Genomic DNA, 13199 nt, shown 5'->3' with positions numbered 1-13199 from the left:
ATGACGAGATGACGACGACCAAGAAGATGAAGCTGGTGATGGTGGGCAACGGCATGGCCGGCGTGCGCACGCTGGAGGAGCTGCTGAAGATCGCGCCGGATCTGTACGAGATCACGGTGTTCGGCGCCGAGCCGCATCCCAACTACAACCGCATCCTGCTGTCGCCGGTGCTGGCCGGTGAGCAGACGCTGGAGGAGATCATCCTCAACCCGCTGGCCTGGTACGAGGACAACGGCATCACCCTGCACCTGGGCAAGAAGGTCACGAAGATCGACCGCGTGCGCCGCCAGGTCGTGGCCGAGGACGGCACCACAGCCGATTACGACCGCCTGCTGATTGCCACCGGCTCGAATCCCTTCATCCTGCCGGTGCCCGGCAAGGACCTGGAAGGCGTGATCGCCTACCGCGACATCGCCGACACGCAGGCGATGATCGATGCCGCGGCCAAGTACCAGCACGCGGTGGTGATCGGCGGCGGCCTGCTGGGCCTGGAAGCGGCCAACGGCCTGATGCTGCGCGGCATGCAGGTGACCGTGGTGCACCTGGGCGACTGGCTGATGGAGCGCCAGCTCGACGACCAGGCCGGTGACTTGCTGCGCAAGTCGCTGCAGGAGCGCGGCCTGAAGTTCCGCCTGGCCACGCAGACCGAGGCGCTGATCGGCGACAAGGACGGTCGTGTGATGGCGGTGCGCTTCAAGGACGGCAGCGAGATCCCCGCCGACCTGGTGGTGATGGCCGCCGGCATCCGCCCCAACACCGAGCTGGCCGAGAGCGCCGGCCTCCACTGCAACCGCGGCATCGTCGTCACCGACACGCTGCAGACCGTCACCGACCCGCGCATCTACGCGGTGGGCGAATGCGCCGCGCACCGCGGCATCGCCTACGGCCTGGTGGCGCCGCTGTTCGAGCAAGGCAAGGTCTGCGCCACGCACCTGGCTGAGTTTGGCATCGGCCGCTATCAGGGCAGCCAGACCAGCACCAAGCTCAAGGTCACCGGCATCGACCTCTTTTCTGCCGGCGACTTCATGGGCGGCGAGGGCACCGAGGAGATCGTGATGAGCGATCCCTTCGCCGGCGTCTACAAGAAGCTGGTGATCAAGAACGACCAGCTGGTCGGCGCCTGCCTCTACGGCGACACGGTGGACGGCAGCTGGTACTTCAAGCTGCTGCGCGACGGCCGCAAGGTGCACGACATCCGCGACAAGCTGATGTTCGGCGAAAGCAATATCGGCGACGGCGGCCACCAGGGCCAGAACAAGGCTGCGGCGATGGCCGACAGCGACGAGGTCTGTGGTTGCAACGGCGTCACCAAGGGCAGCATCTGCAAGGCGATCAAGGAAAAAGGCCTGTTCACGCTGGAAGAGGTGCGCAAGCACACCAAGGCCAGCGCGTCCTGCGGCTCCTGCACCGGCCTGGTCGAGCAGCTGCTGATGTTCACCGCCGGCGGCGACTACTCGGCCACGCCGAAGAAGAAGGCCATCTGCGGCTGCACCGAGATGAGCCACCAGGAAGTGCGTGATGCGATCTTCGACCGCCACCTCACCTCGCTGGACCAGGTCTACAAGACGCTGGACTGGAAGAGCCCCAACGGCTGCGCGACCTGCCGCCCGGCGCTGAACTACTACCTGATCTCGTCCTGGCCCAAGGAGGCGCAGGACGATCCGCAAAGCCGCGCGATCAACGAGCGCAGCCACGCCAACATCCAGAAGGACGGCACCTACTCGGTGATCCCGCGCATGTGGGGCGGCGAGACCAATTCGTCCGAGCTGCGCCGCATCGCCGACGTGGTGGACAAGTACCAGATCCCCACCGTCAAGGTCACCGGTGGCCAGCGCATCGACCTGCTGGGCGTGAAGAAGGAAGACCTGGTCAATGTCTGGAAGGACATCGGCATGCCCTCGGGCCACGCCTATGCGAAGGCGCTGCGCACCGTGAAGACCTGCGTGGGCAGCGAGTGGTGCCGCATGGGCACGCAGGACAGCACGCAGATGGGCAAGGACCTGGAACGCGCGCTGTGGCGCATGTATGCGCCGCACAAGGTCAAGCTGGCGGTGTCGGGCTGCCCGCGCAACTGCGCCGAATCGGGCATCAAGGACGTGGGCGTGATCGGCGTGGACTCCGGCTGGGAGCTCTATGTCGGCGGCAACGGCGGCATCAAGACCGAGGTCGCGCACTTCTTCTGCAAGGTGAAGACGCCGCAGGAGGTGCTGGAGTACTCGGGCGCCTTCCTGCAGCTCTACCGCAAGGAAGGCTGGTACCTGGAGCGCACCTGCCATTACATCAGCCGCGTGGGCCTGGACTATGTGAAGAAGAAGATCCTCGACGACGTTGAGGCCCGCCAGGCCCTGTGGGCCGAGTTGCAGTACGCGCTGGACGGCGAGCCCGATCCCTGGTTCGAGTTCGACAAGGCCAAGGTCGACCTCCGTCAGTTCGAAGCGCTGTAAGGAGAAGAACGATGAGCGAATGGAAGACGATTTGCGCGGTCGAGGACATCCCGCTGCTGGGCTCGCGCCGCGTGCAGCGCGCCAAGGGGCCACAGGTGGCGCTGTTCCGCACCACCGCCGACGAGGTGTTCGCGCTGCTGGACCGCTGCCCGCACAAGGCCGGCCCGCTGAGCATGGGGCTAGTGTTCGGCGCGGCCGTGGCCTGCCCGCTGCACAACTGGACCATCGAGCTCGCCACCGGCTGCGCCCGCGAGCCTGACGAGGGCAGCACGCCGCGCTTCTCGGTGCGCATCGACAACGGTCAGGTGCAGCTGAACCGGCAGGAGCTGGATACCGTCGCGATCGATCTGGAGCCCGTGAAGGCCGGTCCCTGCACCCGGGCTGCTTGCTGAGGTCGACACCATGCGGGAGACGCGCTCCACCTGTCCGTATTGCGGTGTCGGCTGCGGCGTCATCATCGAGAGCGAGGGCGCGCAGATCACCGGGGTGCGCGGCGACCCGGCGCACCCGGCCAACTTCGGCCGGCTGTGCAGCAAGGGCTCGACCCTGCACCTGACGGCCGCGCCGGCGGTGATTCAGACCCGGCGCCTGCTGCAGCCGCTGCAGCGCGCGGAGCGCGGCGCGGCGCCGCAGCCACTGGCCTGGGAGGCCGCGGCCGAGCAGGTGGCCGAACGCCTGGCCGCGGTGCGCGCCGCGCATGGCCCGGACGCGATCGGCTTCTACATCTCCGGCCAGCTGCTCACCGAGGACTATCACGCCTTCAACAAGCTGGCGCGGGCGCTGGTCTGCACCAACAACATCGACAGCAACTCGCGCCTGTGCATGAGCTCGGCGGTGTCGGGCTACAAGCAGACGCTGGGTGCTGACGCGCCGCCGGCCAGTTATCAGGACATCGAGCAGGCCGACTGCCTGTTCATCGCTGGCGCCAACCCGGCCTGGGCGCATCCCATCCTGTTCCGCCGCATCGAGGCGGCGCGCGAGGCTCGGCCGCACAGCAAGATCATCGTCGTCGACCCGCGCCGCACCGAGACGGCCGAGCTCGCCGACCTGCATCTGCAGATCCTGCCCGGCACCGACATCGCGCTGTTCAACGGCATGCTGCACGCGATGATTTGGGAAGGCTGGATCGCCGCCGACTTCATCGCGCAGCACACCGAAGGCTTCGACGCGCTGAAGGCCCTGGTGCGCAGCAGCACGCCGGCCTGGGCCGCGAAGACCTGCGGCATCAAGGAAGATCAGCTGCTCGAGGCGGCGCGGCTGTTTGCCAGCTCGCCGGCGACCTTGTCGCTGTACTGCATGGGCCTGAACCAGAGCAGCCGAGGCACCGCGAAGAATACCGCGCTGATCAATCTGCATCTGGCCACCGGCCAGATCGGCCGCGCCGGCAGCGGCCCCTTCTCGCTGACCGGCCAGCCCAATGCGATGGGTGGCCGCGAGGCCGGCGGCATGGCCACGCTGCTGCCCGGCCACCGCGACCCGGCCAGCGCCGCCGACCGTGCCGAGATCGCGCGCCTGTGGGGTGTCGACGCGCTGCCCGAGACGCCCGGCAAGACCGCGGTGGAGCTGTTCGAGGCCGCTGCGCGCGGCGAGATCAAGGCGCTGTGGATTGCCTGCACCAACTCCGCGCAGTCGATGCCCGACCAGGCGCTGGTGCGTGCGGCGCTGCAGCGCTGCGAGTTCGTCGTGCTGCAGGAGGCCTTTGCCGACACCGCCACCGCGGCCTATGCCGACCTGCTGCTGCCGGCCGCGACCTGGGGTGAGAAGGACGGCACGGTGACCAACACCGAGCGCCGCATCAGCCGTGTGCGTGCGGCCGTGCCGCCGCCCGGCCAGGCGCGCGCCGACTGGGCGATCGTCAGCGACATCGCGCGCCGGCTGGAGCAGCGCCTGCGGCCTGAGGCGGCGACTTCGCTGTTCGCCTTCGATGCGCCCGAGCAGCTGTGGCTCGAGCACCGCGAAGCGACGCGCGGCCGCGACCTGGACATCGGCGGCCTGAGCTGGGCCTTGCTCGACGCGCAGGGGCCGCAGCAGTGGCCCTATCCGGAGGGCGCGGGCGCAGGCCGCCAGCGTCTCTACGAGGACGGCCGCTTCGCCACCGCCAACGGCCGCGCCCGTTTCGTTGCCAAGCCGCATGGCCCGGCGGCCGAAGGCACCGACGCGCGCCATCCGCTGGTGCTGTCCACCGGCCGCATGCGCGACCAGTGGCATGGCATGAGCCGCAGCGGCACGGTCGATCGCCTCTTCGAATCCGAGCCGCAGCCGGCGCTGCGCATGAATCCTCAGGACCTGCTGCGCCGCCATCTGAAGAGCGGCGAGCTGGTGCGCGTGCGCTCGCGCCGCGGCGAGCTGCTGGTGCCGCTGCAGGCCGATGACGCGGTCGGCCCGGCGCAGGCCTGGCTGCCTATGCACTGGGGCGACGAGTTCATCGGCGGCCGCGATGCCAAGGGCGCGCCGCTGCGCGGCGTCAACGCGCTGACGCAGCCGCGCTTCTGCCCCGATGCGCGCCAGCCCGAGCTGAAGTACAGCGCGGTGATGGTCGAGCCGGTGCAGCTGCCCTGGCGCATCGCCGCCGCGGCCTGGGTGCCCGCCGAACAGGGCGCGGCGCTGCGTGCGCGCTTGCGCGCGCTGATGGGCGAGTTCGACTACACGCAGTGCACGCCGCTGGCGGGCCAGGGTGAGTTCTCCGGCCAGCAGGGCTGGCTCTTCGTCGCGGCGGCCGCCGCGCAGCCCGGCGCCGAGCTGCAGCAGCGCCTGGCCGCTGCGCTGGGCCTGGCCGGGCCGGCCAAGGCTGGCACCGCGCCGGTGCTGCGCTATGCCGACAGCCGTCGCGGCCGCTGCCGCCTGCTGCGCCTGGCGGGCGAGGGCGAGAGCGCGCGCCTGCAGGCCGTGCTGCGCATCGGCGAAGGCGACGAAGGCGCCTGGCTGACCCAGCTGTGGCGCGAGGCCGCGCCGGTGGCGCCCTTCGGCCGCTGGCTGCTCAGCCCCGAGGCGCCGCCGGCCGACCTCGCGGCGCGCGCACCCACTGCGAGCAGCCCGCAGGTCTGCAACTGCTTCGATGTGCGCGAGGACCGCATCCGCGAGCTGCTGTCGCGCACGCCGGGCCAGCCCGCCACGCGCATCGCCACGCTGCAGGCCCAGCTGCGCTGCGGCACGCAATGCGGCTCCTGCCTGCCGACGCTGCGCCGCCTGGAGGCGCAGCAGCCCCTGACCACGACGACTTCCGAGGAGCTCGCATCATGAGCAAGACGATGACGACAGACCAAGTGCCCATGGTCAGCCTGGTCGGCGCCGGCCCCGGCGACCCCGAGCTGCTCACCGTGAAGGCGCTCAAGCGCCTGCAGGCCGCCGAGGTGGTGCTGGTCGACGATCTGGTCGATGCGCGCGTGCTGGCCTTGTTGAACCCCGCGACACGCGTGCTCAAGGTCGGCAAGCGCGGCGGCTGCGTCTCCACCGAGCAGCGCTTCATCCACGAGCTGATGATCCGCGAGGCACGTGCCGGCGCACGCGTGGTGCGGCTCAAGGGCGGCGATCCCTTCGTCTTCGGCCGTGGCGGCGAAGAGGTCACGGCGCTGCGCGCCGCCAGCATCGCGGTCGAGGTGGTCTCGGGCATCACCGCGGGCATCGCCGCGCCGGCCAGCGTCGGCATTCCGGTCACCGACCGCCGCCATGCCCCGGGCGTGGCCTTCGTCACCGGCCACAGCCGCGACGGCGCCGAGCCCGGCGCCGGCCCCGACTGGCAGGCACTGGCGCGCAGCGGGCTGACGCTGGTCGTCTACATGGGCCTGAGCACCGCGGCCGGCCTGGTCGAGGAACTGCTGGCCGGCGGCCTGGCCGCCGACACGCCGGCTGCGGCGATCGCGGCCGCGCACACCGAGCGCCAGCGCCAGGCGATCACCACGCTGGGTGGGCTGGTGCAGACGCTGGCGCGCGAACAGATCCGCAGCCCGGCGATCCTGGTGATCGGCAGCGTGGTGCGCGAGGCCGCGCAGAGCCTGCCGGCACTGGCCGAGCAGGCTTGCAGCGAGCTGCTCTGCGTCAGCTCAGCCTGAAGCCGGCGACCAGCTGCGCCAGGCGCTGTGCCTGGTCCTTCAGCGACTCGGCGGCGGCGGCGCTTTCCTCCACCAGCGCGGCGTTCTGCTGCGTCATCTGGTCGAGCTGCGTCACCGAGCCGTTGACCGACTCGATGCCCTGGGTCTGCTCGACAGTGCTGGCCGAGATCTCGGCAATCATGTCGGTGACGCGCTTCACGCTGGCGACGATCTCGCTCATCGTGCTGCCGGCGTTCTGCACCAGCGCCGTGCCGGTCTCGACCTTCTCGACACTGGCGCCGATCAGGCTCTTGATCTCGCGCGCCGCTTCGGCGCTGCGCTGCGCCAGGCTGCGCACCTCGCCGGCAACCACCGCGAAACCGCGACCCTGCTCGCCAGCGCGCGCGGCTTCGACGGCCGCGTTCAGCGCGAGGATATTGGTCTGGAAGGCGATGCCGTCGATCACGCCGATGATGTCGTTGATCTTGCGCGAGGCCTGCTGGATCTCTTCCATCGTTGCGACCACCTGGCCGACGACGGTGCCGCCGCGCTCGGCGACCTGCGCGGCGCTGCCGGCCAGCTGGTTGGCGGTGGCGGCACTCTCGGCGCTCTGGCGCACCGTGCCGGTGAGCTGGCCCATCGCGCCGGCGGTGTGCTGCAGATTGCTGGCGGTCTGCTCGGTGCGCTGGCTGAGGTCGAGGTTGCCGGTGGCGATCTCGGCGCTGGCGGTCTGGATGCTGTCGGCACTGTGGCGCACTTCGGCAACGACGCGGTTCAGTGCCTGGCACATGCTGGCCAGCGCGCGTTGCACCTCGCCGATCTCGTCGCTGCGCGCGGTCTGCTGGCGGCTGCTCAGATCGCCCTGGCCGATGCGCTCGGCCTCGCCGACCAGCTCGCGCAGCGGCACGCAGATCGATCGCACCTGCGCCCAGGCCGAGGCGCCCAGTCCGGCGACCAGCAGTGCGAACAGCGCGGCGATCACCCAGACGGTGCGCATGCGCTCGGCGCCGTTCTTGTGCATGATGTCCGCGGCGAGCTTCTCCTGCAGCGCGGCGAATTCCTGCTGCGCGGCCAGGTAGGTGGCGATCGAGGGCTGCAGCTTGCCCTTGATCGCCGCGGCTGCCGCGTCGGCCTGGCCGTCGCTCTTGAGCTTGGTGACCTCGTTGCGTATCGCGATATAGGCACTGCGCGTCTCGGCGATGCGCTTCATCAGCGCCTTTTCCTCGTCCGAGGTCGCGAGCTTCTCGAGCTCCTTCTGCAGCTCGGAGATCGCCGCGGTGGTGGCGGCGATCTCGGGCTTGAAGAGCTCGCCGACCTGCGGGTCAGTGCTGACGATGCTGGCCACGGCACGGGTGGCATTGGCTTCGGTCATGCCGCGCCAGCGCAGCGCGAGCGTGAACTTGCGCTGCTGCTCGGTCTGGGTGATCTCGGTTGTTTCCAGCAGCGCGCGCGTGCGGGCGACCGATCCCAGCACCATCAGCGTGGCGGCGAGCGCCAGCGCGACGACGGGTAGCCACAGCTTGGTGGCGATGGAGAACGACTTCATACGACCTGTCTCCAGTGGACATTGCTCCCGGGGCTCTCTTTGCGCGGCCCTTGCTGCCCTCGGCTCTGATTATGGGCCTGCCGTTCGGGTGTCAAACGAGAGAAAAGCGCCGGGACTCGGGTCTGGTAGGCTCGCGCCGGTCATCTTCCGCACGAGCGCTCGTCACCATGAGTTTTCTCGCCATCGACATCGGCAATACCCGGCTCAAGTGGGGCCTCTATGCATCGCCGCAGCCGGGTGCGGCCCTGCTTGCGCAGGGCGCGGTCTTCCTGGAGAACATCGACCAGCTGGCCGAGACCGACTGGCGGCAGCTGCCGCAGGCGCCGCACTCGATGCTGGGCTGCAATGTGGCCGGCGACGCGGTGCGCCGCCGTGTCGAGGAGCAGCTGGAGCTGTGGGACATCGAGCCGCGCTGGGTGGTGTCCAGCGCGCAGGCCGGCGGCATCACCAATGGCTACGACCACCCTGGGCGCCTGGGCACCGACCGCTTCGTCGCGCTGATCGGCGCGCGCTCGCATGTGCTGGCGCGCGGGCCCGAGCGGGCCGCGCTGGTGGTGATGATAGGCACCGCGGTGACGGTGGATGCGCTGGACGACCGCGGCCATTTCCTCGGCGGACTGATCCTGCCCGGCCACGGCATCATGCTGCGCGCGCTGGAGGGCGGTACTGCCGGCTTGCGCGTGCCCACCGGCGAGGTGCGCGAGTTCCCCACCAACACCTCGGACGCGCTGACCAGCGGCGGCAACTACGCGATCACCGGTGCGATCGAGCGCATGCATCGCCATCTGGCCAAGCGCGTTGGCCATGACCCGGTGACGCTGATGACCGGCGGCGCGGGCTGGAAGGTCTCGCCGGCGCTGGATATCCCGCACGAACTGATCGACCGGCTGATCTTCGACGGCATCCTCGCGCTGCAGTCGCACCGGTTGGCGCTCTGAAGCCGTGGCAGGCTCAGCGACGGGCGTCGAGCTCGTCGCGCAGCACCTGCACCTCCTCGCGCAGCAGGCGCATCTCGGCGCGCAGCTCGCGCAGGATGTCAGCCTCCATCTCGCGCTCGGAGCTTTCCACCCAGAAGGCAGCGATCGCGGCGGTGACCAGCGACAGCACCGCGTAGCCGAGCAGCACGACGAAGAAGGCAAAGATCTTTGAGGCGGGCGTGCTGGGCACCATGTCGCCGTAGCCGACGGTGGCGGCGGTGGTGAAGGCCAGCCACAGCCCCTCGCCCAGGTTGTGCACGCTGGGCTCCAGCGCCCAGAAGCCGATGCCGCAGAACACCAGCACCGTCATGGCCATCATCAGCAGGTAGGCGATGCCCCCGCGTGTGACCAGGGCCTTGAGCGTCCAGACCATGCGCATCAGCGCCATCATCGCGACGACCAGGCGCGCCGCGAGCGCGACGTTCGACGTTGCACTCGGCGGCAGCACCGCGGCGATCAGCAGGCCGACGATCAGCGCCAGGTCCATCAGGTTGTAGCGCAGATAGGCCAGCGGCTGCGCGCAGCGGCGCGACACCTGCCATACCGCCGTGGCGAGCACCAGGGCCGCACCGGCGTAGATGGCGATGGCCAGCGGCGTGGGCAGATTCTCCAGCAACTCGATGTAGAAGGCCGGGATGGTGCAGATCAGCGAGATCAGCACCGGCCAGCGCCAGAAACGCTCGGCTTCGCGGGCCGGGCCGGCCAGGACGCTGGGGTGGGACAGTCCCCAGGTTTGCGTGCTCGCGCGTTGACTCATGCCAGCCAGCTTAGGCGAGCGGGCCGTCGGCTTGCTTGATTGCCGTCAAGCCTCGCCCGGCGCCGGCGCAGCCAGACGTCGCAGTTCGACGTTGACGGCGTTGCGCTGCAGGAAGCTGTCGACGAACTCCTCGGGCAGCTGCTCGCTGCGGATGCGCTGCAGCCAGTGTCCGGCCTGCGTCAGTGCTTCGTGCGCGGCCGGCTCGTCGCCGAGCTGCCGCAGGGCCTGGATCGTCTGCAGCCAGTACTCGCCACGGTAGATCAGCTCGCTGTCGAAGCGCTGCGCCAGTCCGCGCGCCGCTTCCAGATGGCCGCGTACACGCGCCGGCGACGCCGCACGCAGCGCGCAGTCCAGCGCGCGCAGATGGGCAGACAGCGCCAGGCCGAAGCGCTCGTGTGCCGCCGACCAGCCGGCCAGCCCCGCGGCCATGGCCTCTCCGGCATCGGGTTCCAGCAGCAGGCAGGCCTGCAGGCAGACGACGCGGAACGGCATGTCATCGCGCTGCCCATCGAGCAGGGCCAGCGCCTGTTCGGCCTCCTCGCGCGCCAACCGCCGGTCGCCCGCCAGCCGGCGCAGCTCGGCGCTGTGCGACAGCCACAGCGCGCGCCGGGCGAGCGGCTCGTCGTCGGCCAGCGCATAGCCCTGCAGGGTCTGGCGCGCGCGCGCGTGCTGGCCCAGCTGCGCATAGGCCAGCGCCAGGCGATGACACACATTGAACGCCGCAGCGCTGCCGGGGCCGGATTGGCGCAGGCCGTCCAGCGCATCCTCCATCAGCGCCAGCGCCGGCCGGTACTCACCCAGATCGCGGTAGCGCCAGCCCAGCGTGGCCTGTCGATGCAGCACCTGACCCGCCAGCTGCTGCTGCGACCGGGTCAGCTGCAGCCCCTTCTCCATCACCTGCACCGCAGCCCGCAGGCCGCCGCGCTTAGCCAGGGTGGAGCCCAGGCTGAACAGCGCGGTGGCCGTGGCCTCGTGCAGGCCGTGGCGGCGGGCCAGCTCGCACTGGCGTTCATGCACCTGGGCCGACTCCACCAGGCGGTTGGCGTAGTCCAGCGCCGTGCCCAGCATGTCGTAGTAGTCGCAAAGCTGGGCCGGCTCGGCCGCCTGCTCGGCCCAGTCGCGCTGCGACTCGAGCAGGCTCAGTGCCTGGGTGATGTGGCGCGCATTGAGCAGGCTGCCGGCCAGCGGCAGCGCCAGCTGCATGGCCAGGGCCGGCTGCCCGAGCTGGCGGGCCAGCGTGATGCCGCGCTCGCAGGCCGTTCGCTGCGGGCCGTGATCGTCGATGCGCTGGGTCATCGCGGCGGCGAGCACCGCCAGCGCGCGCAGCTGGGCGCTCTCGTCGGGAGCGAGCTGCAGCGCCTGCTGCGCGAGCGCCGGCACCTCGGGCCCCAGGCTTTCGCACAGCGCCGCTTCCGCCAGGGCCAGCGCGGATTCGAACTCGGCCTGCGCATTGCCCGCAGCCTTGGCGCAATCGACCGCCAGGCGCAGCCACTGCGTCTCTTCGAGCCGGCGCAGTGTCTGGCGCGCGAAGCCGGCCGCGCGCAGATAGGCCGCGGCGGCGGCATCCCAGTGCTGCGCGGCCTGCCAGTGCACGGCCAGCCGCGCGGCCGGCGTACTGGTCTGGTTGCTGAGGAACTCGGCGATCTGTGCATGCAGCACGCGCGCGATGGCCGGCGGCACCGAGGCGATGGCCGCTTCGCGAACCAGGTCGTGCGCGAAGGCGCCGTCGCGCAGGATCTGCGCTGCCTCCAGCTCCGCCCAGGGCTCGGTCAGCTCGATGGGTGGACAGCCCAGCACATGGGCCGCCAGCGCGGCGCTGAAGTCCGGCCCCGCCAGCGCGGCGCAGCGGGCGAGCTGCACCGCCGACATCGACAGGCGGCCGATGCGCTGCATGATCAGCTCGCCCACGCGCGAGGGTGAGCCCTGCGGCCCGCTGCCGCGCTGCACGGCGCTGTCCTGTGTCAGCCTGTGCTTGAGGCATTCCAGCAGGAAGAGCGGGTTGCCGCCGCACTGTCTGTGCAGCTCGGCCGCATCCAGGGCCTGCAGCTCCTGCAGCCCCAGCGAGGCCAGCAGCTCGGCCACCGCTGCGGCGCTCAGCGGTGCCAGCTGCAGTGCGGCGCGCTGGCTCAGCGCCAGCAGGGCCTGCTGAGTGCCGGCGCCGAGCTCGGCCGGGCGCGCCGCCGCCAGCCAGCGCATGCCGGGCTGGCCGAGCACGCCGGGCAGCGCCGCGAGGCTGGCTGCATCCGCAAAGTGCAGGTCGTCGAGCGCGAAGCCGCTCAAGCCTTGCTGCAGCGCCTGCCCGAGCAGCAGCTGCAGCGCATTGAAGAAGCGCGCCAGCTCGGCTTCGCCGCCCAGCGGCGGCGCATCGCCCAGCTCGGGCAGCAGCCGCGCCAGCTCCCTGCGCAGGCTGGCGCTCGGTTGCGGCAGGTAGTCGGCCAGCAGGCGACGCAGCAGCCGGCTGAGCAGCGCGTAGGGCAGGGCATCGTCGCCGGCCTGCGCGCTGAGCAGCAGGCAGCCTGGCTCGACCAGGGTCAGGTCGCTCAGCAGCCGGCTCTTGCCCATGCCGGGCTCGCCCAGCAGCAGCAGGCCGCCGCCGTCTCGCCAGCACTCGCGCAGCCGCGCCCATTCGGCATCGCGACCGACCAGCCGCGGCGGGCGCAACATCGCGGCCGGCGCAGGACGGCTGCGCAGCGGCGCCGGCGCCTCGGCGCTCTCGATCTGCGCCAGCAGCGCCAGCGTCTCTGCGCCGGGGCGGGCACTCAGCTCGTCGCGCAGCAGCTGCTCGCAGCGGTCGAAGGCCGCCAGCGCGGCGGCCCGGTCGCCGCGCAGATAGTGCAGGCGCATCAGTCGGCGGTGCGCGTGCTCGGAGGCCGGGTTCAGCTCGACCAGCCGCTGCGCCAGCACGATGGCGTGGGCCAGGCGGCCGGCGGCTTCTTCGGTGCTGGCCAGCGCGGCCAGCGCCTCCTGCTGCTGCTGTCGCTGGCGCTCGCGCTGCCGCTCCAGCCAGTCCTGCAGGGCCGGCGCGTCGTCGAAGCGCAGCGAGCCCAGCAGCGGCTGCGGCTGCTGCTGCGCGTCGGGCTCCTGCCGCAGGTCCAGGCCTATGCAGTCGCGCAGCGCGAGGCGCTCGCCCCGCTGGTCCAGCAGTCGCTCCAGCAGCGTACGCTGGCCGAAGAGCAGCTGGCGCAGGTTGCGGCGCGCCGCGGCGCTGTCCTGATGCGGGTAGAGCAGTTCGGCGGCGCGGGCGCGGGACTGCGGCCCCTCGAGCGCGAGCAGGGCCAGCAGCACGGCCAGCCGCGGTCCCAAGGGCTGCGCGTCGCGCTGCACGCCCTCGCGCCAGGCAGGCTGCCCCAGCAGGCACAGCTGCAGCACCGTGCCGGCCTGATGCGGCGGCGGGCTGGCTCTCGCGGATCGGGGGGCTGCGGCCATGGGCTTCGTGCAGAGTCTCGG

8 protein-coding genes are annotated in these 13199 nt (G+C 71.0%); 5 read left to right on the top strand and 3 right to left on the bottom strand.

Annotated elements, in window-relative coordinates:
- Positions 1–8: 8 nt before the first annotated feature.
- The 4 genes from nirB to cobA are packed head-to-tail and all read left to right on the top strand — an operon-like array spanning position 9 to position 6493.
- Positions 9–2444, top strand: coding sequence for a nitrite reductase large subunit NirB (nirB, locus tag AC2EBS_RS09735; protein WP_484728194.1), 2436 nt, complete (start codon positions 9–11; stop codon positions 2442–2444).
- Between the two features lie 11 nt (positions 2445–2455).
- Entirely contained in the window at positions 2456–2836 is a 381-nt protein-coding gene (nirD, locus tag AC2EBS_RS09730; RefSeq protein WP_484728193.1) for a nitrite reductase small subunit NirD, read from the top strand.
- A gap of 10 nt (positions 2837–2846) precedes the next feature.
- Positions 2847–5684 (top strand): nitrate reductase, encoded by a 2838-nt coding sequence (locus AC2EBS_RS09725; RefSeq protein WP_484728192.1) that lies wholly within the window; start codon positions 2847–2849, stop codon positions 5682–5684.
- Positions 5681–6493 (top strand): uroporphyrinogen-III C-methyltransferase, encoded by an 813-nt coding sequence (gene cobA / locus AC2EBS_RS09720; RefSeq protein WP_484728191.1) that lies wholly within the window; start codon positions 5681–5683, stop codon positions 6491–6493. The genes AC2EBS_RS09725 and cobA overlap by 4 nt, the downstream gene beginning before the upstream one ends.
- Here cobA and AC2EBS_RS09715 read toward each other — a convergent pair.
- Positions 6480–8018, bottom strand: a complete 1539-nt coding sequence (locus tag AC2EBS_RS09715; protein ID WP_484728190.1) for a methyl-accepting chemotaxis protein — start codon at positions 8016–8018, stop codon at positions 6480–6482. The genes cobA and AC2EBS_RS09715 overlap by 14 nt on opposite strands.
- Positions 8019–8185: 167 nt before the next feature.
- On the opposite strand from AC2EBS_RS09715, the gene AC2EBS_RS09710 reads away from it, so the two are divergent.
- Entirely contained in the window at positions 8186–8956 is a 771-nt protein-coding gene (locus AC2EBS_RS09710; RefSeq protein ID WP_484728189.1) for a type III pantothenate kinase, read from the top strand.
- Between the two features lie 13 nt (positions 8957–8969).
- Here AC2EBS_RS09710 and AC2EBS_RS09705 read toward each other — a convergent pair whose 3' ends face one another.
- Together AC2EBS_RS09705 and AC2EBS_RS09700 are read right to left on the bottom strand one after the other, a co-directional pair.
- Positions 8970–9752 carry a potassium channel family protein gene (locus AC2EBS_RS09705; protein ID WP_484728188.1) on the bottom strand — a complete coding sequence of 261 codons (783 nt, stop codon included), beginning with the start codon at positions 9750–9752 and terminating at the stop codon, positions 8970–8972.
- Positions 9753–9797: 45 nt separating this feature from the next.
- The gene (locus AC2EBS_RS09700) at positions 9798–13178 is read right to left on the bottom strand and encodes a BTAD domain-containing putative transcriptional regulator (protein WP_484728187.1); all 3381 of its coding nucleotides are present in this window, start codon (positions 13176–13178) and stop codon (positions 9798–9800) included.
- Between the last annotated feature and the right edge of the window lie 21 nt (positions 13179–13199).

It is taken from the genome of Roseateles sp. T103 (assembly GCF_057219915.1).
This window is presented reverse-complemented; position numbering and strand designations above follow the sequence as displayed.